The sequence below is a fragment of the Polyangium jinanense genome, assembly GCF_028435265.1.
Lineage (GTDB): Bacteria > Myxococcota_A > Polyangia > Polyangiales > Polyangiaceae > Polyangium > Polyangium jinanense.
The window spans coordinates 1-21,377 of the sequence record NZ_JAGTJK010000085.1 but is presented as its reverse complement, the minus strand read 5'-3'; the positions used below and the strand labels follow the sequence as shown (position 1 = coordinate 21,377).

The following is a 21,377-nucleotide window of genomic DNA, read 5'->3' as shown; positions in this document are numbered from 1 at the left end:
GCGTGCCCGAGGGGCCTCGCGGGACGGGGGGGCCTTGCCACGATCCATCGAACACCTGTCTTCCCTGGGGGTCGCGCTCGCGCCCATCGCCGATGGGGTGCTGGTGGTCGATACCGATCTCCGTGTCGTGTTCGCGAGCGGCCCCATGCGACCGCTCACCGAGCGCCCGCTCGCGAGCCGTAAGAACATCCGGCAGGTGGTCGATAGAGTGACCGTGCGCCGGAAGGACGGGCGAATCATGGCCTGGGGCGAGACGCCCCTCGCGCGGGCGCTCGGCGGCGCGTCCGTGGTCGACGAGGTCCTCTCGTTCACCGTCCCGGGCGCCGCCGAGCGTCTGGTCGCCGTGACGGCGAGCCCCATCCGGGACGAAGCAGGCGAGCTCTCGGGCGCCTATGTGCTCCTCCGCGACGTCACGCGCCGCCTGCGCGCCGAGGAGGCGCTGCGCGAGAGCGAAGCGCGATTCCGCCACCTCGTCGAGGCGCTGCCGGACGTCGTTTTTTATCAGGACCTCGAGCTCCGTTATACCGAGGTCTACAATCCTTGTCCGCCCATTCGTCGGGAGGACGTGATCGGTCGGACCGATTTCGACATATTTCCGAAGGGGTCGGCCGAGGAGCTCACGGCGGTCAAGAAGGCGGTCCTCGCGACGGGGAAGAGCACGCGGATCGAATCCTGGCTCCCCATCGGCGGCGAACGCCGCTGCTTCGACACCTTCTTCGAGCCGCAACGCGACGCAGACGGGCGGATCATCGGGGTCGCGGCGTTTGCCCGGGAGGTCACGCAGCGCAAGAAGGTCGAGGAAGAGCTCCGGCGGAAGACGCACGAGCTCGAGGCGGTTTTTTCGGCATTGCCCGATCTTTATTTCCGGTTCGATGCCAACGGCACCTACCTCGATTGCAGGGCGGGGCGCCTGGCCGACCTGTACCTCGGCGCCGAAGAGATCGTCGGCAAACGAATGGGCGACGTCCTGCCGCCCGAGATCGCCCGCCGCTGGCAGGTCGTGAGCACCGAGGTGCTCGCTACCCGGAGGCCCGCCACGCTGGAATACGAGCTCACGTGGTCCGGGCGCACGCGCTGCTTCGAGGCGCGTATGTTGCCCCTCGTCGAGGACCAGGTCATCGCGGTCGTCCGCAACGTCACCGCCGAACGGCACGCCGCGTCGGAGCGCGAGCGGCTGCTCCAGCGCATCGAGACCGAGCGCGGGCTTCTCGAGGCGGTGCTGCGCCAGATGCCCTCCGGCGTGAACATCGTCGACGCGGAGGGCAGGTTCCTCCTCACGAATGAACAGAGCACGCGCATCGCCGGTTTTTCGCAGCAGGCCTTGGACCTCGCCGAATGCGAGGGCGCCGCTTTTTTTCACCAGGGGAAGCTGTGTCACGTCGAGGAGTTTCCGCTCACGCGCGCGCTCCGGGGAGAGACCGTGCAGGACGAAGAATACGTTTTCGTCCGCCCGAGCGGCGACAGGATCGAGCTCAGCATGAGCGTGGCGCCGGTGCTGGATCGCGAAGGACGCATCGCCGCGGCCGTGTGCGTGTTCTCCGACATCACGGAGCGAAAACGGATGGAGCACGCGCTCGCGACCGCGCGCGCGGAGGCGGAGCGCAAGGCGGCCGAGCTCCGCGCGCTCCTTCGGAGCATGGCCGAATCCGTGATCGTCATCGACGGCGAGGGCAACGTGATCCTGCAAAGCCAGACGAGTCGCATGATCGGCGGCCAGGTCCAGTCCCACGTCCGCGAGGTTCAGCAGCACATGCGCATGCTCTCACTCGGCGGCGTGCCCTTGCACTGGGAGGAATACCCTTCCCAGAGGCTCCTCCGGGGCGATCCCGTCACGGACGCCGAATACATCATCGAATGCCGTGATGGCTCCCGCCGCCACGTCCTCGTGAGCACGAGCGCGGTCCAGGACGGCGACGGTCCGATTGTCCTGGGCGTCGTGATCGGGCGCGACATCACCGAGCTCCGGCGGGTGGAGAAGGCGAAGGAGGACGTGCTGCACGCCGTTTCGCACGACTTGCGCCAGCCCATCACGGTGATGATGTCGGCCGCGCAGATGCTCCGGCGCATGCTCGCGCGCGCGCGGATGGATCACGAGGTGTCCGTGGTCGACCGCGTCGTCGGCAGCGCGAAGCGAATGGCCTCGATGATCGACGACCTCGTCGATTCGGCGCGGCTCGACTCGGGCCAGCTCCTTTTGCGCACCGAGCCCTGCGATTTCTTGCCCATGATCCAGGACATCGTCTCGCGCGCGTGGACCACGCAGGACCAGGCGCGCCTGCAGATCGAGCGCCCGCCCGAGGCGCTGCCGCCCGTGCTCCTCGACGCCACGCGCTTCGAGCGGATCTTCGTCAACCTCGTCGGCAATGCCCTCAAATACTCGCCCCCCGAGGAGCTCGTGACGATCGGCATCGAGGCGCGCGAGGCGGAGCTCGTCGTCGCCGTGCGGGATCGCGGTTACGGCGTGCCGCCCGAGGAGCTTCCGCATCTCTTCGAACGGTATTACCGCGCGCGGACGGGCAAGAAGGTCGAGGGCCTCGGGCTCGGGCTCTTCATCGCCCGCCAGCTCGTCGAGGCGCACGGGGGACGTATCTGGGTCGAGAGCGAGATGGGCAGGGGCAGCATGTTCGCATTCACGCTGCCTCTTCTGCGGGAGGGCTGAAGCTAGAGCGCCGAACCGCTCTGGGGGCGCTTCGCTGGGGCGTTGCCCCAGGCCCCACCCGGGGCTATCCGCCCCGGGACCCGGACCAGCGCAAGCGCTGGACCCAGGGTCGATGAACTGCGCGATGCGCAGTTCATCGAAAAGGCCGAGTCAACCCGCCAATCGAGACAGCCGCGCTGCCATTTCGACTGGCAACGCCGTCCCTGGTCTTGCCACCGGCCCGTGGAAGGACTGCGCACCGCGCAGTTCTTCCAACAGGAGTCCAGGGCTTGCCCTGGTTCGGGTCGAGGGGCGAACAGCCCCCGCGGGGTCCGGGGCAGCGCCCCGGCGCGGCGGCCCCAAGAAGAGACCAATGCTCAGCGTCAGCCCGGGTCCGCGCAGCCGCAAACGCCCTTGTGGTGCGAGCAGCAGCCACGACGCGGCCCGTCACAGGTACAGGTCGGCGAAAGCGTGCCGTCACAACAAAGCAGCGGGCGATCCGGAGCGGGCGTCGGGGCTGGGGCAGGATCGGCCATGGCCGACGATGCGATGCCGAAGAGAAAACCGACGAAGAGGATCGAGGCGCCGAGTTTTGCGAACATACGATTAGGATCGCAAGATGCGCGGCGGAAGGGAAGCCCGTCGTGGGGCGGATTCGTCAGGACGCGTAGCCCGTCTCGCCGTGCTCCGTCGCGTCGAGGCCCTCGCGCTCCTCGTCCGCGGCGACGCGCAGGCCGATCACCTTGTCGATTCCCTTGAGTAGGAGCCACGTGACGACCGCCGCATAAAGGCCGACGACCACGATGCCGGCGAGCTGCGGCCAGAGCTGTGCGACGTTGCCCGCGAGCGCGCCGTCCCGGCCGGATTCGTTCAAGGCCTTCTGCGCGAAGACGCCCGTGAGGAGCGCGCCGATCGCGCCGCCCACGCCGTGCACGCCGAAGGCGTCGAGGGCATCGTCGTACCCGAGCCGCTCTTTTCCTACGACCGCGAAATAACACGCCGCGCCCGCGGCCACGCCGATGACGGCCGCTGCGGCCGGCGAGACGAACCCCGCCGCCGGCGTGATCCCGACGAGCCCCGCGACGAGGCCGGAGGCGACGCCGAGCGCCGTGGGTTTGCCGCGTTGCCACCATTCCACCGCGAGCCAGCCGAGCGCGCCCGCGGCCGCGCCGACGTGCGTCGTGACGAGCGAGAGCGCGGCGAGCGCGCCGGATCCGAGGGCGCTGCCGGCATTGAAGCCGAACCAGCCGAACCAGAGAATGCCGGCGCCCGTGAGGGTCATCGTGAGGTTGTGCGGCTGGTGGCGCTCGTGTGGATATCCCACGCGTTTGCCGAGGACCACCGCGCAGACGAGCGCCGAGGCGCCGGCCGAGAGATGCACGACGGTGCCGCCCGCGAAATCGAGCGCGCCCATCTTGAAGAGCCAGCCGCTCTCGCTCCAGACCCAGTGCGCGACGGGATCGTAGACGAGCGTCGACCAGAGGAGGACGAACACGGCATACGCGGGAAACCGCATTCGCTCGGCGAAGGCGCCCGCGACGAGGGCCGGGGTGATCACGGCGAACATCATCTGGAACGCGCAAAACGCGAGGTGCGGCACGGTCCCGCGCGCCTCGGTCGCGAGCGGCGTGAGCCCGGCATACCCGAGGCCACCCACGAGCCCGCCGATCGACGGCCCGAACGCGAGCGAGTACCCGAAGAGGACCCACTGGAGCGTCACGAGCGGAAGCGCGGCGAAGGCGTGCATCAGCGTGGACAGCACGTTCTTGCGCCGCACCATCCCGCCGTAAAAGAGGGCGAGGCCCGGCGTCATGAAAAGCACGAGGGCCGTGGAGACGAGGAGCCAGGCGGTGTCGCCCGTATCGACCTTCATGCTCGATCGATACACTCCTCCATGTTTCGCGAATGTTTCCGCGGTGCGTCATGACGCGCGCTTCGCGGAGGAGGGTGACGGAGGTGAGAGGTGTCACATCCGTCGGAGACGGCAGGCTTCCGTCAGCCCTGGCAGGGGTGCGCGTGCTTCTATTTCGCGGCCGCCTTCGCCGCCTGCTTCCGCCAGGCCTCTTCGAGGCCGACATCCAGGAAAACATCGTAATCGAGCCCCGGATACGCTTTCATCATGCGGTCCTTGACCCGATCGATTGCTCCCGCCGGCGGCGGCATCGTGGGTTTTTCCTTCGCGACCTCCTCGAGCAGCCGCCGCAGATACCCCGTCTCCCATTCGAGCAGATCCGCCCCGCCCGTCTTGCCCCGGCCCGGGTGCACGAACTTGGGCTTTACCGCCGCGATCTCCGAGAGCCGCTCGATCCACGCCTCGATCTCGCCGAGCTCGACCCAGGCGTGTGTCCCTTGCCCGACGAGATCCCCGACGAATACGTGCCCGTCGTATTCGACGACCACGTGCGCCTCGGAGCAACCCGCGCCGAGGACGTGCGCCTTCACCGTCACCCCGCCGGCCGAGAGTTCCTGCGTGGCGTCGCCGAAGCTCTCCGGTTTGGGTTGCTCCGTCGGATAATCGGGCGCGTATCGCTCCGCGAACGAGCGCGTGCGGATCTCGTGGACGTGCGGGATCTTGGCGATCACCTGCGCTGACGTGACGACCTTGATGCCCCGCTTCTGGAAGACGGAGATACCATTGAATTTGTCCGGATTGGGGTGCAGGACGATCGCGAGCTCGACCTTCTTGCCCGTGATGGATTCGGCCCGCTCGACGAGCTCCGCCGCGGCGGAGGGCAAAAACTGGGTGTCAATGACGATGAGCCCCTTCGGGCCCTCGATCCAGAACGAGTTCGTCTCGAAACCCCACGGAACGGACGTGTAGACGCCGATGCGCGGATCGGCCTCGAGCCGCGTCGTCTTGCTGGTCGGCTTGGCGCGGCCCGACGCGGCCGTCTCCGACGTGGAGGCGGCGCCGCCGCAGGCCGATAGGGACACGCCGAGGAAGAGCACGCAGAGCAGGTTCGAAGCGGAACGGGAAAGACGCATGCGCGGATGTATCCGATATCGGGAGATGCCGTGCAAGACGGAATGTTCTTCCGTGTGATCCCGCAATCGCATTCCCGTCACCGCCGCGCGAAGATCATGCCTTGAAATCGGCGCCCGAGAGGCCGTGCTTACGGAGCAAGTCGTGGAAGTCGGTGCGATTGCGCCCTGCGAGCTTGGCCGCGGCGCTGACGTTGCCGCCGGCGCGGCGCAGCGCCTCGACGAGATACGCGCGCTCGAACGAGTCCCGCGCGGCGCGCAGCGGCGGCAGCGGGGCCTCGGGATCGCCGCCGAGCACCGCGAGCCCGAGCGGCGGCTCCTCCTCGGCCGACTCGGCCGGCGCCTCGCTCGTAATCGGCGTGGGCGGCCGGGCGGGCGTCGCCAGCGTCGCGAGAATGTGCTGCGGGCGAATGCGTTCGTCCTGACAAAGCAAAATGGCGCCTTCCATGACGTTCGCGAGCTCGCGGACGTTGCCCGGCCACGAATGGGCGAGCAGCACGCGCATCGCCTCGGGCGAGAGATACGGCTCGGCGAGGCCGTACCGCGCGGCCGCTCGGCGCAGGAAGAGCTCGGCGAGCAGCGGGATGTCGTCCTTGCGCTCGCGGAGCGGCGGCATGACGATCGGCACCACGTGCAGCCGGTAAAAAAGGTCCTCGCGGAAGCGCCCCGCGGCGACCTCGGCGCGTAGATCGCGGTTCGTCGCGGCCACGATGCGCACGTCCGCGTCTTCCTCGGTCGCCGATCCGACCTTCGAAAAACGCTTCTCCTGGAGCACGCGGAGCAGTTTTACCTGGACCGGCGCCGGGGCCTCGCCGATCTCGTCGAGCAGGAGCGTGCCCCCGCGCGCCGCCGCGAAGAGGCCGTCCTTGTCGCGGCTCGCGCCCGTGAACGCGCCGCGCACGTGCCCGAAGAGCTCGCTCTCCAGGAGCTCCGCCGGCAGCGCCCCGCAGTTCACGGCGACGAACGGACGCCCCTTGCGCGCCGAGAGCGCGTGCAGCGACCGCGCCGCGAGCTCCTTGCCCGTGCCGGACTCGCCGAGCAGGAGGATGGTCGCGTCCGCGGGCGCAACGCGCGCGATCCGCTCGCGCACGGCCGCGATGCTCTCGCTCGTCCCGAGCAGACGGATGTCGCTCGACGCGTCCCCCACGATGCGCCGGAGGCCCGCCACTTCGCGCTTGAGCCGCCCGCTCTCGATCGCGTGCGCGAGCTTCTGGAGCAGCTCGTAATCCTGGAACGGCTTCGTCAGAAATCCGTACGCGCCCCGCTGGATCGCGAGCACCGCCGTCTCGATCGTGCCGTGGGCCGTCAGGATGATGACCGGCAGATCGGGCGAGCGTTTCTGCACCTCGCCGAGCACCTCCATGCCGTCGCCGTCTTCGAGGCGCAGGTCGAGGATAATCGCGTCGATGTTGCCTTGCTCCAGCGCCTCCATTCCGCCGCGGACCGAGAGCTCCGCGCTCACGCGGTAGCCGTGGTGCTCCAGCCGGTAGGCGAGCAGCTCGCAGAGGTGGGGCTCGTCGTCGATGACGAGGATGTGCGGCCGCGGGGTGGTGTCGGGCTCGTCCTTCCGCATGTGTTCGTCGGGTTTTATCACACGTGCGCGGGCAGGGCGTGGGGCGACGGCGCGGCTTCGTCGAGGGGAAGCCACATGCGGAATACCGCCCCGCCCGCCGGGTCGTCCGAGGCCTCGATGTCGCCCCCGTGCGCCCGCACGATTTCGCGAGCGAGCGCGAGGCCGAGCCCGATGCCCACGCGCTTCGGCGAACTGTCCACGCTGTGCGTCACGAACGCGTCGAAGATGACCGAGCGGATCTCCGGCGGGATGCCCGGACCCTGGTCGGCGACGCTGATCTGGGCCCACGTTCCGGCGAGCCCGCTGGGGCCTTCGGGCACGAGATCGCGGCGGACCCGCACGTGCTGGCCCTTCTTGGAGACGGCGACGGCGTTGCGCACGATGTTCGCGATGGCCCGCTCGACGAGCACCGTGTCGAGGTAGGCCTTGGCCGCCTCGCCGGGCGTCTCGACGTCCACCGTGACGCCGCGCTCGCGTGCCTCGATGTCCTCGTCGCGGACCGCGCTCCAGACGACCTCGTCGACGGAGGCGCCGGGCTTGCGTTGCAGGGGCACGCCGGCGCGCAGGCGCGAGAGATCGAGGAGCGTGGTCACGGTGCGGATCTCGCGCTCGCAGGCGAGCTGCGCGATCTGCACGATACGCCCCTGACGCTCGTTCAGCTTGCCGCCCGCGCCGTCGGCCAGGAGCGAGAGCGCCTCGCGGATCTTCGTGAGCGGCGTGCGCATCTCGTGCGAGACCGACGCTAGAAATCCCTGCTTGAGCGATTCGAGCTCGGCGAGGCGGCGGCGCATCACCTCCATCTCCTCGGCGAGCTCGTACACCTCGCGCGGGCCTTGCGCCTCGATCGTGACCGTGAAGTCACCGCGTCCCACGCTGCGCACGCTCGACGAGAGCGACGCGAGCGGCTGCGTCACCGTGCGTGCGATCCGCTGCGCGAGCAGGACCGCCACGACGCACGCCACGAGCGCGAGCACGATGCCGCTCGACAGCGCCGATCCGGCGGCGCGGCCCGACTCCTCGTCCTTGCGGAGGAGCGCGGAGTGGAGCTCGAACATGCGCGAGATCCAGGCGTCCGTGAGCTTCTCGTCGAGCCGCTCGCGCTCGAGCCGCGTGGTGGTCGTGAGGAGGTGGGCGCACGTGTCGCCCGAGGAGACGCGGGTCGCGAGCGCCTGGTAGTCGCGGACCGGCTCCAGCATGATCTCGCGCACGGGTTTTTCCGCGGACTCGAGCACGGCGTTGAGATCCCGCAGGCGCTGCTGGATGACCCGCGCGGCGTCCTCGGAGGAGCGACCGTGCTCGCAGTCCACGGCGCCGTGCCGCACGGCGATCTCGACGGCCCAGGCGGCGCGGTGGACGGCCTCTTCCGTGTTCAGCGAGCCGAGCTCTGCGTCACGCACTTCCTTGAGCGACGAGCTGATCTGCGCGAGCGAGCCGAGCATGACGACGAGCGCGCAGACCATGAGGCCGACGGGAAGCGCGTGCGAGAGAACGAGCCGCGAGACGAGCCGCATCGAGGAGCTCCGGATATGAAAAAAGGGCGAGAGCTGGGAATTCGTGGATCGTGATGGATCGTGCCGGGCATGAGCTGACACGGCGCGCGACGCCGCGCCATTGTCGCCGATCCCCGACACTGTCGGTGAGGGCCGTCGATCCTGCGTCGGTGCGGCCCGACGAGAGACTGCGATCACGCCCGGAGCTCCCCGTGTTTCGCGGGTGATCCGCTGCTGGCACGCTCCGTGAACATCCGCTCCGGGTCCGAGGAGTCACCACCGAGGAAACTCGCAACGAAGGGATGTTGATGTCGGTCGCGCTTCACACACCTCCCACGATTTTCTCGATGCGCCACGCGCCGAGCTGGGTCTTGCTCGCGCTCGCCGCGGGGAGCGTCAATGCAGGCGCTTTTCTCGCCTGCCAGCGATTCGTCACGCATGTCACGGGCCTGACGACCCAGCTCGGCATCGACGCGGGGCTCTGGGGCCTGATGGCCGAATATGGGCTCGTGGTGCTCTGCTTCATCGCAGGCGCCATGTCGTCGGTGATCGTGCTGCAGCGGCGCCACCAGCGCGGCAAGCCGCCGCTGCACGCCGCGCCGCTGATCTTCGTGTCGACCATGCTCGCGGGCGTCGCGATCTCGGGCCATGCGGGGCTCTTCGGGCAGTTTGGCACGTCCGTCGAGCAGCCCAGGGACTTCTTGCTCCTGTCGCTCCTGAGTTTCGCCATGGGGCTGCAGAATGCGACGGTCTCCACGGCCACGGGCGGCGCCGTTCGCACGACGCACATGACGGGCCCGGCGACGGAGCTCGGCGTGCAGCTCGCGAGCTCCTTTGCCATGGACGGCGAGGCCCGGCGCACGGCGCTCCAGGGCGCGATGCTGCGCGGGTCGAAGATCATCGCATTCGCGTCGGGCGCGGCCCTGATGGTGCCCGCCGTGCGCGCCGGCGGTTATCTCGCGTTCCTGATCCCGGGGGCGTTCATCATGACGGCGACCGTGCTGAGCTTCATCCCGGGCATGAGCGTCGATACGCCCTCCACACGGGAGCCGGCGCTGAGCCGCGGTCACCGCATTGCATAGAAATCATCCATTGAGAAGAACTGTCACGATAGCACGAGCGAGGAATTCATGACGTCGTTGCCGAATTACCAGACGCGAGAGGAATTGGCATTCGCGCGCCCGGAGCGAGCCGCGAAGAGCGAGAAGGCCGCGCTCGTGAATGCCGAGCTCGTGGTGGCGCGCGCCCAGGGCATCCACGCCCAGATGATCCAGCAATCGCGCCTGCTCTCGGCCGTTTGCTTCTTCGCGGCGACCGCGCTCGCCGTCTGGCAGATCTCGACGACCTTCATGATCGTCTTCCTCGCGCTCGCCGTGCTCGTGTCCGTGACGAGCCGGATCCTGGCGCTGCGCGCGTTCCGCCAGGAAATCGAACGAACGGCGCTCGCGCAGGGTTTGGCGGAGGACGCCGCGCGGCGCGTGGCGGCCACGAAGACCGCGGCATTCCGGGCGAAGCGCGCGAGCGGAGACGACGCGCTCGAGGTCGAGGCGTAAAGAGCCCCGCCCGCCCGCGCGCTCCTTTCCCGCCACGCGTCCTGACCGTCCACGCCGCTCCGCATTACATGCAGGGCGGGGCTTCGTGACCGAACCCGAGCGAGCGGACAGGAGGGCGTGGGAAGGCGAGATGTTCCGGCTCCTCGCCGAGAACGTCGTCGATTACGCCGTTTTCATCACCGATCCGCACGGCATCGTCCTGAGTTGGAGCAAGGGTGCCGAGCGGCTCCTCGGCTATCGCGAGGACGAGGTCCTCGGCCAATCATCCGACATTTTCTTTACGCCGGAGGACGTCCGGACCGGCACGCCCGAGCTCGAGCGCGACCAGGCCTCGAGGAGCGGCCGCGGGGGCGACGACCGCTGGCACGTCCGCAAGGATGGCACGCGGTTCTGGTCGGCCGGCGTCGAAACGCCGCTCTGGGACGAGAGCGGAAACCTCCGCGGCTTCGCCAAGATCATGCGGGACCGCACCGACGTGAAGCGGCTCGAGGAGGCGGACCGCGAACGGGAGCGGCAGCTCGAGCTCCTGACCAACCACGTCCCCGTCTTGATCGCCCACTGCGACGCGGATCGCCGTTACAAGTACGTCAACAGGCCTTACGCGGCCCGCTTGCATCGCACGCCGAGCGAGGTCGCTGGCCAAACCATCCGCGACGTCCTCGGCGAAGCTGCATACGCCTCCATCGAGCCGCACGTGGAGGCCGTCCTCCGCGGCGAGCGGGTCGAGTTCGAGGTCGAGGTCACGTACGAGGGCGCCCAGGGCACGCAGATCATGCGGTGCGCGTACGACCCGGAGTTCGACGACGAAGGCCGGGTCACGGGGTTCGTCGCGGCCATCGTCAATGTCACCGAGTCCCAGCTGGCGCGGAATGCCCTGCGCGAGACCGAGGAGCGGCTGCGGACCCTCAGCGACAACCTGCCGCGGGGAGCGATCTACCAGCTCCTGGCCGAACCCACGGGGCACAGGCGATTTCTTTATATCAGCGCGGGCATCGAGCCGCTCATCGGCGTCACGCCCGCCGAGATCCTGGCGGACGCCTCAGCCCTTTATGACCAGATTCACGCGGACGACCGCCCCCGCATCCTCGAGCTGGAGGACGCCGCTCTCCGTGGCCTCGCCACGCTCGATTGCGAGAGTCGATTGTGGACGCGCTGGGGCAGCATCGTCTGGGTTCATTGCCGCTCGGCTCCCCGCCGCTTGTCGACGGGTCAGATCATGTGGGAGGGCATTTTCATGGACGTGACGGCCCGCAAGGAGGCCGAGCAGGCGCTCCGCGAGGCCGATCGCCGCAAGGACGAATTTTTGGCCATGCTCGCCCACGAGCTGCGCAATCCCCTCGCGCCGATCCGGAATGCCGCCCAGATCCTCCGGCTCGTCGGCATGGCCGATCCGAGGATCGAGCGATCCACGGCGATCATCGAGCGCCAGGTCCAGCACATGAGCCGGCTCGTCGACGATCTGCTCGACGTCAGTCGCATCACGAGCGGCAAAATCAAGCTGCAGAAGGGGCGGGTGGACGTCGCGCCGATCGTCTGGCGCGCCCTCGAGACGGCGAGGCCGCTGCTCGACGCGCGCAAGCACGAGATTGCGATCGAATTGCCGACCGAGCCGGTCTGGGTTTACGCCGATCCGACGCGGCTCACGCAGATGATCGAAAACCTCCTGACGAACGCGGCCAAGTACACGGAAGAGCGGGGGCACATCACGATTGCCGTCGAACGGGCGGGGGATACGGTTTCCATTCGGGTGCGGGACACGGGCATTGGCATTCCCCAGGAAATGCTCACGCGGGTCTTCGATCTCTTCACGCAGGTGGATCGCTCGCTAGCCCGGTCGGAGGGTGGCCTCGGCATCGGGTTGACGCTGGTGAAGAACATCGCCGAGATGCACGGCGGCACGGTCGAAGCCCGCAGCGAGGGGCGAGGGAAGGGGAGCGAGTTCATCGTCCGCCTGCCGATCTTGCCGGAGGCGAAGCCGCAAGCGGGCGCGGGGGCATCGGCCGCGAGCCACCCCACGGCGTCCCGCCGCATTCTGCTCGTGGACGACAATCCCGACGTCGCGGAGAGTCTTTCAATGCTGCTGCGCATCGCGGGGCACGAGGTCCACACGGTGCACGACGGCCCTGCGGCGCTGGAAGCGGCGCGGACGTTTCGGCCGGAGGTCGTCTTGCTCGATATCGGTTTGCCTGGAATGAACGGGTACGAGGTCGCCCGAAGGCTTCGCCAGGACCCCGACCAGGGCCAGGCGATTCTCGTCGCGCTGACGGGGTACGGCCACGACGAGGACCGCCGACGAACGAAGGAGGCGGGTTTTTCCGCTCACCTGGTGAAGCCCGTCGATCTCGTCAAGCTGGACGCGATCCTCGCGTCGGTCGGGGCGAGCACCAGCGCGCACAGCCTTCCAAAGAGCTAGGCGGGACGGATCTTTCGGGGTACCCTGGTTTCGCCCACGATGAAGCTCGACTTCGACGCGATGAGCCTGACGGAAATCATCCGGCTCCAGACCCAGCTCTCGCAGGTCCTCACGCGGCGGTTCGAGAAGCCGCTCGCCCTCGGTTTCACCGACATTGTCGGGTCGACGGCGTATTTCGCGCGTTTCGGCGACGAGGCAGGAAGGGCGCTGCAGCAGCTCCACCACGATCTCCTGGCGGAATCGATCCAGCCGTTCGGGGGGCGGATCGTCGACGTCGCGGGCGACGGCGCGTTCACCTGTTTTCCCGACGTCGAAAACGCCGTGGGCGGGCTCGTCGTGTTCCTCGAGCGCGCGTCGCGGGAGAACGAGACGCGGGCGCGGGATCATCGGCTCGTCGTGCGGCTCGGCGTGCACTTCGGGCCGGTCTTGACCGACGGCGTGATCGTGTCGGGCGACGCGGTGAACCTGTGCGCGCGCATCGCCTCGACGGCGGAGCCAGGCGAGCTGCGCCTCTCGGCGGCGGCCCTGCGCGAGTCTCCGCCCGGTATGCGCGTGCGCGCCTGGCCCGTTCCGCCGGTGGTCGTCCGGGGGCATGCGGAACCGCTCGTGCTCTTCCGCTTCGATTGGCGCGACGAACACCGCCTACCCGGGAGCGTGATCGTGCGCGAGACCGGCGACACCTTCGTTTTGCCGCGGCAAGACCTCATCAGCTTCGGCCGGCTGCGCGGGGAGGAAGGGATGCGTGCGAACGACGTGGTCCTCGCACTCTCCGACAAGAAGCTCGAGCAGCTCGTGAGCCGGTTTCATTTCGAGCTTCGGCGCAAGCCGAAGGAGGGGTACGTGCTGCGGCCCGTCTCGCGCCAGCCGACGGAGGTGGACGGGCGGTTGGTCGAGACGAACCAGGAAGCACCGATCCTACCCGGCTCGATCGTGCGGCTTTCGAAGGCCGTGACGCTCGAATTCAAGGCCCGGCCGGAGGCGAGCCTGGGGAATGCTTCCCCGACGATCGAACCGAAATCAGGCTGAGCGTAGCGCCGGGGTTTCACCCCGGACCCCGACCAGGGGTTGTCCACCCCTGGACCCGGACCAGGCACGGCCTGGACCGGGGGTTCAAAAACTGCGCGATGCGCGGTTTTTGAAACGGGCCGAGTCAAGACCGGCAACGACCTTGCCCATCCAAACCGCAGCGCTGACGTGTCTGCTCGAGGCTGAGGCAGCGCTGCCGCCTCGGCTGGCAACGCCGCTCGTGGTCTTGCCACAGGGCCCGTCCGAGAAACCGCGCATCGCGCGGTTTCTCGGCCCTCGGTCCAGGCCGTGCCTGGTCCGGGGTGCAGGGGGCGGACAGCCCCCTGCTGGGGTGCGGGGCAACGCCCCGCGCCCGCGCCCGCGCCCACCTGTGGAACACCTTCTCAGGCCTGACGCGTCGCCGCGGCGCGCGAAAGCCACTGCTCCAGCCGCTCCGCGGCCTTCAGCTCCTCGGACAGGCGGTCGCGTTCTTCCTCGGACAGGGGGAGCGCCTGGAGTTGCTCGTGGAGGGCCTGGCCTGACGCGGCGTCGTTCAGCGCAATCGAAAGCTCGATCCGGGCTGCCATGGCTCGCACCCGGTCCTCCACCTGGGCTTCTGCCCCGTATTTCGCGAGCGCGACGTCGAGCACGCGGGCGGCGGCTTTGTCGTCGTTCTTGAAATCACGCAGGATGCGGGCATTGTCGAGCGCCTTCGCCAGGCCCGAGAGCGCCTTCGATCCGCCGTATTCGAGGTCCGGCTCGCCCCGCTGGATGAAGATGATGTTGTTGCCGGAGGGGTCGATCAGCGAGAAGCGGCTCTGCCCGGGCCGAAAGCGTGTGATCCGGGGCCTGCCGCGGGCCAGCACCTTGCCGTACTTCGCGCGCAGGGCCTCGGTGAACGTGCGGTGATAGGGCTCCACGGCGTCCACGAGGACCAGACAGCCGCCCGAGTTCTCCTCCTTCGGATCCAGTCCCTTGGGGCCTTTGCCGAAGTGCAGCTCGAATCCACGGAAGCGCAGCGCCAGATACAGATACGGCTTCGTCATCTCGTAGGTGGTTTCGAAGCCGAGCGCCCGATAAAACGTGAGCGTCTCGTCGGGCGAAACGCAGGGCAGGAGCGGAATCGTCGTCTCCTTCCCTTCGATGGCGGGACGATGGGTAGCCTCTTTCGTCATGGCTCGCCGATCCGACCTTTCCGATGGCAATGGCGATGGCACAACGTCAGCGCGCTTCGGGCGTGAACAGCGGCTCCCCGCTGGCCTTCACGCCGAACGCGCCGATGAGCGCCCGTCCCTCGGCCGAAAGGAGATACTCCGCGAACGCTCGCGCCCCCTCGGCATTGGCCCCTCCGCCGGCCTTCGGTTCGATCACGGAATACGTGTTCCGCAGCGCCGCGTCGCCCTGGAACACGATCGAGAGCTTCAGATCCTTCTGCTTGGTTACGAACGTCGCGCGATCACTCAACGCGAACGCGCCGTCGTCCGACGCGCGCTCCAGCGTCTCGCCCATCCCTGCGTTCGCCCGCACGATGAATGCGCTGTTCGCGCCGATCCCCGCGGCCTTCCACAGCGCCATTTCGCGCTGGTTCGTCCCCGAGTCGTCCCCGCGTGACACGAACGTTCGCCCCGACGAAGCGATCCGTCGCAGCGCCTCCTCGACGTCTCCCGCGCCGGCCACGACGCCCACCTGATCGGCGGGCCCGACGATCACGAACTCGTTGTGCATGAACGGGCTCCGCCGCCCCACCTCGCCTGCGGCGACCGCGGCTTGCTCCTCGGCAGGCGCGTGCGTGATGGCCACGTCGACCGTGCCGTCGCGCAGCGCGCGGAGCGACTTGCCGGAGCCGAGCGCATTCACCTCGACGCGGTAGCCCGTCTTCGCCTCGAACGCGGGGAGCAGCTCGTCGAGCAGCCCCGCGTCCTTCAAGCTCGTCGTCGTCGCGAGCCGCAGCGCACGCCCTCCCGCAGGCTGCTTTCCGCACGAAAGGCAGAACAGCGCGAGCAAGAAGAGCCCCCAGAGCGACCCGAACGAGCGGCGTGACAGCGCGTGCATGACGCGGCGACTCTACCACTTCGTGTTTGCCCGGTCTGCCCTCGTGTTCGCCCGCGGGGGCAAGCTCCGCAAGACGCTTGTTTTCCGATCGCTCTCCGGCGCATGATCCCGTCCGGAACATGGCCAGCGATTCGAACCTCTCGCGTCGAGGATTCCTCAAGCTGTCGGCTGCGACGAGCGCCGCGGCGGGCTTCGTGGCCGGCTGCGAGGCCACCACGCCTCCGCCTCCGGCCGAGCCTGCGCGCGCAGCGCTCGATCTCACCCGGAACTCCGGGGCGCTTCAGCCCGATCAGATCGTTCGCGCCGCTTGCCAGTTCTGCAACTCCCTTTGTGGGATCCAGGTCCACAAGAAGGGCGGGCGCATCATCGACATCAAGGGCGAGACGGCCGATCCGGTCCAAGACGGCAACCTCTGCGTCAAGGGCCCGATGATGGCGCAGATCGCCTACAACCCGCACCGCATTCGTACGCCGCTCCGGCGCGTCTCCGGCGCGAAAGGCTCCCCCGATTCGCGCTTCGAGCCCATCAGCTGGGATCAGGCCCTCGCCGAGATCGCCAAAAAGCTCGTCGAGATCCGCGATACCACCGGCGCCGCCGGCGTCGCCAGCAAGACCTCGGGGCGGCTCGTGCGCGGGGTCGGCTCCATCATCGGCCGGTTTTTCGATCTCTATGGCTCGCCCAATGCGACCGATGTCGGCCCCGTCTGCAACGACGCGGGCGGCGACGCCCTCGCCTGGACCTTCGGCCTCGGCAATTTTACCAATGGCTACGGCAAGGACGGCATCACGGGGCAGGAGGACCTCGGCAGCTCGAAGTTTTTCCTTTTCTTCGGCACGAACCAGGCCGAGACGCACCCCGTCACGTTCGAGCACCTCCTGCGGGCGCGCGCGCACACCGGCGCGAAGCTCGTCGTCGTCGACCCGCGGCAAACGCCGACCTCGGCCTTCGCGGACCAGCACATCGCCATTCGCCCGCACACCGACATGGCGCTCGTGTACGCCATGCTCGCGCACATCCTCCGGCAGAAGCTCTACGATGCGGCGTTCGTCGAGCGGTGGGTCGTCGGGTTCGACGCGCTCGTCAAGCACGTCGAGGCGCAAGGGTTTTCCCCGGAGTGGGGCGAGCGGATGACGACCATCCCCGCGAGCACGATCCGCGCCCTCGCCGAGGCGTATGCAACGGCCCGCCCTGCGGCGATCTTCTGCAATGCGGGGATCTCGCATCAGATGAACGCGTTCCACACCTACCGGGCGATGGCGTTCCTCGCGGCGATCACCGGCAACATCGGCAAACCCGGTGGCGGCTGCAATTTCATGCACAACACCTGGCCGGGGGATCTCCGTTTGCCGAAGATCCGCGGAGAGGTCCCGGAGAAGAAGGGGCCCGCACTGCTCGGGCCCGACACGTTCCCGCGGGCGATCCTCGACGAGGATCCGTATCGTCTGCGCGCCGTGTTCCTGATGGGAAACCCGCTCGTCGACGGCGCGAACGCGGCGCGGGTGCGCGCGGCGTACGAAAAGCTCGAGCTTCTCGTGTATCCGGGCCTCTTCCTGGAGGAGCCCGCGCTCTTCGCCGATTACGTGCTCCCGATCCCGAGCGTGCTCGAACAGGAGTGCGTCTACATGCGCCGCGACGATCGCGCCATTCGCTGGTCGGACAAGGCGATCGACCCCATCGGTGAGGCGCGGCCCGACATTCACGTCTGGATCGATCTCGCCCACGCGATGGCCGAGGTCGACAAGAAGAATCCGCCTTCGTACTGGAAAGACAATCTTCCGGCGGCGTGGAAGGATTATCGCACGCTCTGGGACGAGGTCTTCGTCAAGAACACGCCGGGCATGGCGGGGATGACCTCGAAGCGGCTGCGCGAGAGAACCGAGCCGCTCCGTTGGCCTTGCCCTTCCGAGGATCATCCGGGCACGAGCACGCTTTACCTCGACCATCCCTCCTGGGCGTCCGTGGCGAGCGCTCTCGGGCACGCGGGGAAACGTTTCTTCACGCCGAGCGGAAAGGTCGAGATTTTCACGTCGGCGATTCACGAAAAACTCGCGCGCGCCGGGCACGCCGCGCTCCCGCCGTTTTATTCGCACCCGGAGGTCGGCGCCGGGGTCCCGACGATCGAGCACCTCGCCGAGAAGGTTCCGAATCCGCTCCATCCCGGCTCCTCCACGCCGCGGGTCAAGCTCGGCGTGCCGCCGAACGAAGGCGTGCGCGCGGGGTTTCCGCTCCTCGGGATGATCGGCCGGCCGAGCGTGGTCCATTTCGCGACGATGACGCAATGGACGCAGACCGGGAAGCTGATGAACGGGATCCGGCTCGTGCAGATTCACCCGCGCGCGGCAGCGCGGGCGGGCATCCGCGACGGAGACGCGATCCGGGTGGAGAGCCCGCGGGGCGGGATCACGGCGACGGCGCTGCTCTTCGATGGCATTCGCGAGGACACGATCTTCGTGCCGAATTTTTTCGGTCCCGCGCAAAAGGTCGGCGACGATCTCGGCCTGCCGCGGTACGAGCCCGCGAACGTGCTCATCGATGACCGGCATTTCGACGCGCTGTCCGGACAGCAGGCGTACAAGTGTTGTGCTTGTCGGGTGGTCCGGGCCTGAGCCTCTTGCCCTTCGTTCAGCGCACGAGCTTTTCCACCGGCACGTGGAACGTCGCGCGGAGAATGCCGAGCCACGACCGCGTCGTTTCGGGCTCCTCGATCGGCGCCGTATCGTACGCCGTGAAGTAACCTGCGGCCGACACCGCGCAGAACGGCGTCGCCCACCATCGAATCGCCGCCGAGACGCTCGTGGCCCCGCCGGGCTCGACGTCACGCGCGCCTTGCCCGAGCGAGAGCCGCTCGAATCGCCCCGCGAGCTCCAGCGCGCCGATTCCCCAGGATCGCCCCGGCCGCTCCGTCGGCCATATCCCAGGCGCGCGACGTTGCCCCGTCAGCATCCACGCGGCCTCGACGAATCCGCCGAGCGAGCGGATGGAATCTTGCGACACGCGGGGCGTCGCCGGATTGCCGTCCGTATCCTTGGCGCGGCTCTCCTTGGCGACCCCGATTTCCCCGAGGATTCGCACCGGCCCGAGATACGCGGCCGCGTGCGCCTCGGCGACGTACCGCGGGCCATAGACCGTGGCGACGCGATAAAAGATGAACCCGTCCGCGGTCGTGCCCCGGACGCCGAGCCGATCCTCGGCGCTTTCCGCGTGGATCCCGGCGCCGAGGCGCAGGCCGAGGAGCGGCGTGCCTTTCGCCTGTGGATTCGCGCGCCCGAGCGCCACGTCGAGCCGCGCATCCACAGCGAAATCGCTGTTGTCATTGCCGAGCACGCTGCCCGACCCATTGCCCACGCGCAGCCATGCTTCGAGCGGGAGCGACGGCGTGGGCAGCCTGTGCACTTCGAGCCCCACGTCGCGACCGGGCCAGAGCGCGCGGACGATCATCGGACGCTCGGGGACGGGGAGCATCCACACGGGCTCGTCGCGCGCCGATGAGAAAAGCGGCGTCTTGCGCGCCCCGAGGGAGAGCTCCCACGACGCCGACGGCCGAAAGGACACGTAAGCGTCGAGCTGCGCCGGTTTTTCCTGGGCCCATTCGGCCTGCGCGGCGGCGTGAAACCAGGGCGTGAAATCGGCGCGCGCGCCGAGGCGGAGGCGGGTGACCGCGAAGCCGTCCTCGCCCTCCACGCGATCGGCGGAGTGGAGGCGCGCGTCGATGTCCCCCTGGAAAAGAGCCTGCACCCGCGGCCCTTCGGCGCGGGCGACGGCCGGCGACAGGAGCAGCGCCACGAGGGCGATTCCGCGGCGCATCATCAATCGACCGGCAGGATCCGAAGGAAATGCGTCACGCCGTCCTCCTCGATGCCATCGTGATCGGCGAGGAAGAGGCGACGGTTTTCCGCGTCGTACGCGACGCCGCGGACCTCCTGGAACCCGCTCGCGAATTCGCTCCACTCGCCGCCGCTACGATCTGGCGGACACTGCCGTCCTTGCCGCCGGTGAAAAACGTTCCATTGGCCCGTCGGTCAGCAGATCGGGCCCGACGAGCTGCGCGATCACGACGATCTGATCCGGCGAAGCGATCGGCGCCCGGAGCACGTTGCCGGTCTCCTGCTCGGTGACGATGAAGTCGCCCTTCGCGGCAAGAACGCCGACGGGCTTTTTGAGGCCGGTGATGACTTCGGTCTCGGCGCCGGCGAGATCGAGCTTGGCGACGCTGCCGAGCTTGATGCCGTTCATCGCGACGAAGAACGTATCGTACAACGTGCCGTCCTCGGACACGGTGAGGCCGATGCGGCGGCGGAGGGGATCGAGGTTCGGGACCACGCCGTTCGTGCCGTCGGGCTTGGCATACACGACGTCGCCCGCGGTGCCGCCGCCGAACCTGGGCACGACGAGCGTGCCGTCCTTCAGCTTGACGACTTGGCCGAGGCCCGCGCTATCGGGCGGCGCGGGAGGCAGCTCGGCGGCGAGGCCGAGCCCTTGGGTATCGGTCCACGAGAGGATCCGATTGCCATTGTCGTCGGCGATGAAGAGTGTGGCAGTATCGGCATCCCAGAAGAGTCCGTTGGGATCGCCGTCGAGCGAGATGCTCGTGGGCCCGCGATCGACGACGACGCCATTCCCGCCGCCGGTGCTCGCGCCGGAGCCGGAGCCGGAGCCCGAGGACGAAGGCGAGGTGCCGCCTCCGCACGCGGAGAGCATGCCGAGCAGGGCGACGGCTGCGAGGGTCGTGAATGTCGAGTGATGCATGAATGGTTCTTCTCCCTGGCACCATGGAACACCACAACTCGGGGATGCGGGGCAAGGAGCTTGTCGGGAGCGGAGGCGAAGGCGGAGGCGGAGGCGCGTGCGCGTGCGCGTGCGCTTGCGTAGGCGGATCTGGCGAGCGCGAGCGTTTGCAGGTGCCGTCGGGCGAGGGAGAGGCGGGCGTACGCGGTCTTCGTCTTGATGCCGAGTCCTGCGGCGATCTCCCGGATCGAACGGCCTTCCAGGTAAAGCACCACGAGTGCGGATTGGTTCGTCGCGGGAGAACCCACGATCGGACGTGAATGCGGCGAGGGACGTTGGAATGGGAGCGCTCCCGCGCAGTTCATCGAACAGGCCAGGTCAAGACCAACGACGACCCTGCCCATAAGAACCGCGGCGCTGAGGATTCAACTGACAACCTGCCCGCCGCCAGCGCGCAACGCACCTCCATGGTCTTGCCACTGGCCTGTGGGAAGAACTGCGCATCGCGCAGTTCTTCCCCAAATGGTCCAGGGCTTGCCCTGGTTCGGGTCGAGGGGCGAACAGCCCCCGCGGGGCCCGGGGCAGCGCCCCGGCGCGGCGGTTTGACGAGCCGCACGAGCTCGTGCGTGGGCCAAACTCCGCCGGTGCCAAGTCACCCCCTTTGGGATATAAAAGTAGCTGGTCGTAATGCGTCGCCTCGACGGGCGAGCGAGCAAGGTTTTCGATGATCGTCGGGAGAGGCTACGCGCTCCGCGGGAAGATCGAGGAAACGGCCGATTTTTCCCTGTACCGCGCATGCCGCGAGGGCGACGGCGTCCAGGTCTTGCTGAAAATCCTGCGCGCGGAAAGAGCGACTGGCGCCGAGGTCGCGCGCTTCAAGCACCAGTACGAGCGCATCGCGCGCCTCGCCTCGCCCCGCCTCGTCGCGCTGTGCGGCGTCGAGGCG

The 21,377-nt window shown here is 68.4% G+C and carries 15 protein-coding genes and 1 pseudogene; 7 read left to right on the top strand and 9 right to left on the bottom strand.

Annotation, left to right across the window (positions count from 1 at the left end; genetic code table 11):
- Nucleotides 1-34: 34 nt before the first annotated feature.
- The gene (locus tag KEG38_RS51545) at nt 35-2,659 is read left to right on the top strand and encodes a sensor histidine kinase (RefSeq protein ID WP_272428302.1); all 2,625 of its coding nucleotides are present in this window, start codon (nt 35-37) and stop codon (nt 2,657-2,659) included.
- A 637-nt stretch (nt 2,660-3,296) separates the two neighbouring features.
- On the opposite strand, the gene KEG38_RS51540 is transcribed toward KEG38_RS51545, so the two are convergent.
- The 4 genes from KEG38_RS51540 to KEG38_RS51525 form a co-directional block, all read right to left on the bottom strand.
- Complete coding sequence (locus tag KEG38_RS51540) at nt 3,297-4,511, bottom strand: ammonium transporter (protein ID WP_272428301.1); 1,215 nt, start codon at nt 4,509-4,511, stop codon at nt 3,297-3,299.
- Nucleotides 4,512-4,660: 149 nt separating this feature from the next.
- Nucleotides 4,661-5,623: an MBL fold metallo-hydrolase gene (locus tag KEG38_RS51535; RefSeq protein ID WP_272428300.1), complete on the bottom strand. Its 963-nt coding sequence runs from the start codon at nt 5,621-5,623 to the stop codon at nt 4,661-4,663.
- Nucleotides 5,624-5,717: 94 nt separating this feature from the next.
- Nucleotides 5,718-7,193 (bottom strand): sigma-54-dependent transcriptional regulator, encoded by a 1,476-nt coding sequence (locus KEG38_RS51530; RefSeq protein ID WP_272428299.1) that lies wholly within the window; start codon nt 7,191-7,193, stop codon nt 5,718-5,720.
- Between the two features lie 17 nt (nt 7,194-7,210).
- The gene (locus KEG38_RS51525) at nt 7,211-8,704 is read right to left on the bottom strand and encodes a HAMP domain-containing sensor histidine kinase (protein ID WP_272428298.1); all 1,494 of its coding nucleotides are present in this window, start codon (nt 8,702-8,704) and stop codon (nt 7,211-7,213) included.
- Nucleotides 8,705-9,030: 326 nt separating this feature from the next.
- Between KEG38_RS51525 and KEG38_RS51520 the strand changes: the two genes are divergently transcribed.
- The 4 genes from KEG38_RS51520 to KEG38_RS51505 all read left to right on the top strand — a co-directional run bounded on the left by KEG38_RS51520 (nt 9,031) and on the right by KEG38_RS51505 (nt 13,675).
- Nucleotides 9,031-9,765, top strand: coding sequence for a YoaK family protein (locus KEG38_RS51520; RefSeq protein ID WP_272428297.1), 735 nt, complete (start codon nt 9,031-9,033; stop codon nt 9,763-9,765).
- 48 nt (nt 9,766-9,813) lie between these two features.
- Nucleotides 9,814-10,236, top strand: coding sequence for a hypothetical protein (locus tag KEG38_RS51515; protein ID WP_272428296.1), 423 nt, complete (start codon nt 9,814-9,816; stop codon nt 10,234-10,236).
- Nucleotides 10,237-10,366: 130 nt separating this feature from the next.
- Nucleotides 10,367-12,649, top strand: a complete 2,283-nt coding sequence (locus KEG38_RS51510; RefSeq protein WP_272428295.1) for a hybrid sensor histidine kinase/response regulator — start codon at nt 10,367-10,369, stop codon at nt 12,647-12,649.
- A 39-nt stretch (nt 12,650-12,688) separates the two neighbouring features.
- The gene (locus tag KEG38_RS51505) at nt 12,689-13,675 is read left to right on the top strand and encodes an adenylate/guanylate cyclase domain-containing protein (protein WP_272428294.1); all 987 of its coding nucleotides are present in this window, start codon (nt 12,689-12,691) and stop codon (nt 13,673-13,675) included.
- Nucleotides 13,676-14,058: 383 nt separating this feature from the next.
- On the opposite strand, the gene KEG38_RS51500 is transcribed toward KEG38_RS51505, so the two are convergent.
- On the bottom strand, nt 14,059-14,829 hold the full coding sequence (locus KEG38_RS51500; RefSeq protein ID WP_272428293.1) for a DUF8817 family protein: 771 nt from the start codon (nt 14,827-14,829) through the stop codon (nt 14,059-14,061).
- A 46-nt stretch (nt 14,830-14,875) separates the two neighbouring features.
- Nucleotides 14,876-15,706: an ABC transporter substrate-binding protein gene (locus tag KEG38_RS51495; protein WP_272428292.1), complete on the bottom strand. Its 831-nt coding sequence runs from the start codon at nt 15,704-15,706 to the stop codon at nt 14,876-14,878.
- 119 nt (nt 15,707-15,825) lie between these two features.
- Between KEG38_RS51495 and KEG38_RS51490 the strand changes: the two genes are divergently transcribed.
- Nucleotides 15,826-18,312, top strand: coding sequence for a molybdopterin-containing oxidoreductase family protein (locus KEG38_RS51490; protein WP_272428291.1), 2,487 nt, complete (start codon nt 15,826-15,828; stop codon nt 18,310-18,312).
- Nucleotides 18,313-18,328: 16 nt separating this feature from the next.
- Here the strand turns inward: KEG38_RS51490 and KEG38_RS51485 are convergent, their stop codons facing one another.
- The 3 genes and pseudogenes from KEG38_RS51485 to KEG38_RS56300 all read right to left on the bottom strand — a co-directional run.
- Complete coding sequence (locus KEG38_RS51485) at nt 18,329-19,513, bottom strand: porin (RefSeq protein ID WP_272428290.1); 1,185 nt, start codon at nt 19,511-19,513, stop codon at nt 18,329-18,331.
- A 150-nt stretch (nt 19,514-19,663) separates the two neighbouring features.
- Entirely contained in the window at nt 19,664-20,452 is a 789-nt protein-coding gene (locus KEG38_RS51480; RefSeq protein WP_272428289.1) for a hypothetical protein, read from the bottom strand.
- Nucleotides 20,453-20,613: 161 nt separating this feature from the next.
- Nucleotides 20,614-20,796, bottom strand: a pseudogene (locus KEG38_RS56300) (sigma factor-like helix-turn-helix DNA-binding protein); the annotation flags it as partial.
- Between the two features lie 359 nt (nt 20,797-21,155).
- On the opposite strand from KEG38_RS56300, the gene KEG38_RS51475 reads away from it, so the two are divergent.
- Nucleotides 21,156-21,377: hypothetical protein (locus KEG38_RS51475; protein WP_272428288.1), on the top strand; the 222-nt coding region annotated here is incomplete at its 3' end.

What these genes read in the sequence shown, in the direction of transcription:
- KEG38_RS51540 (WP_272428301.1), bottom strand. Translation starts at nt 4,511, where the DNA reads ATGAAGGTCGATACGGGCGACACCGCCTGGCTCCTCGTCTCCACGGCC.
- KEG38_RS51535 (WP_272428300.1), bottom strand. Translation starts at nt 5,623, where the DNA reads ATGCGTCTTTCCCGTTCCGCTTCGAACCTGCTCTGCGTGCTCTTCCTC.
- KEG38_RS51530 (WP_272428299.1), bottom strand. Translation starts at nt 7,193, where the DNA reads ATGCGGAAGGACGAGCCCGACACCACCCCGCGGCCGCACATCCTCGTC.
- KEG38_RS51525 (WP_272428298.1), bottom strand. Translation starts at nt 8,704, where the DNA reads ATGCGGCTCGTCTCGCGGCTCGTTCTCTCGCACGCGCTTCCCGTCGGC.
- KEG38_RS51520 (WP_272428297.1), top strand. Translation starts at nt 9,031, where the DNA reads ATGCGCCACGCGCCGAGCTGGGTCTTGCTCGCGCTCGCCGCGGGGAGC.
- KEG38_RS51515 (WP_272428296.1), top strand. Translation starts at nt 9,814, where the DNA reads ATGACGTCGTTGCCGAATTACCAGACGCGAGAGGAATTGGCATTCGCG.
- KEG38_RS51510 (WP_272428295.1), top strand. Translation starts at nt 10,367, where the DNA reads ATGTTCCGGCTCCTCGCCGAGAACGTCGTCGATTACGCCGTTTTCATC.
- KEG38_RS51505 (WP_272428294.1), top strand. Translation starts at nt 12,689, where the DNA reads ATGAAGCTCGACTTCGACGCGATGAGCCTGACGGAAATCATCCGGCTC.
- KEG38_RS51500 (WP_272428293.1), bottom strand. Translation starts at nt 14,829, where the DNA reads ATGACGAAAGAGGCTACCCATCGTCCCGCCATCGAAGGGAAGGAGACG.
- KEG38_RS51495 (WP_272428292.1), bottom strand. Translation starts at nt 15,706, where the DNA reads ATGCACGCGCTGTCACGCCGCTCGTTCGGGTCGCTCTGGGGGCTCTTC.
- KEG38_RS51490 (WP_272428291.1), top strand. Translation starts at nt 15,826, where the DNA reads ATGGCCAGCGATTCGAACCTCTCGCGTCGAGGATTCCTCAAGCTGTCG.
- KEG38_RS51485 (WP_272428290.1), bottom strand. Translation starts at nt 19,513, where the DNA reads ATGATGCGCCGCGGAATCGCCCTCGTGGCGCTGCTCCTGTCGCCGGCC.
- KEG38_RS51480 (WP_272428289.1), bottom strand. Translation starts at nt 20,452, where the DNA reads ATGCATCACTCGACATTCACGACCCTCGCAGCCGTCGCCCTGCTCGGC.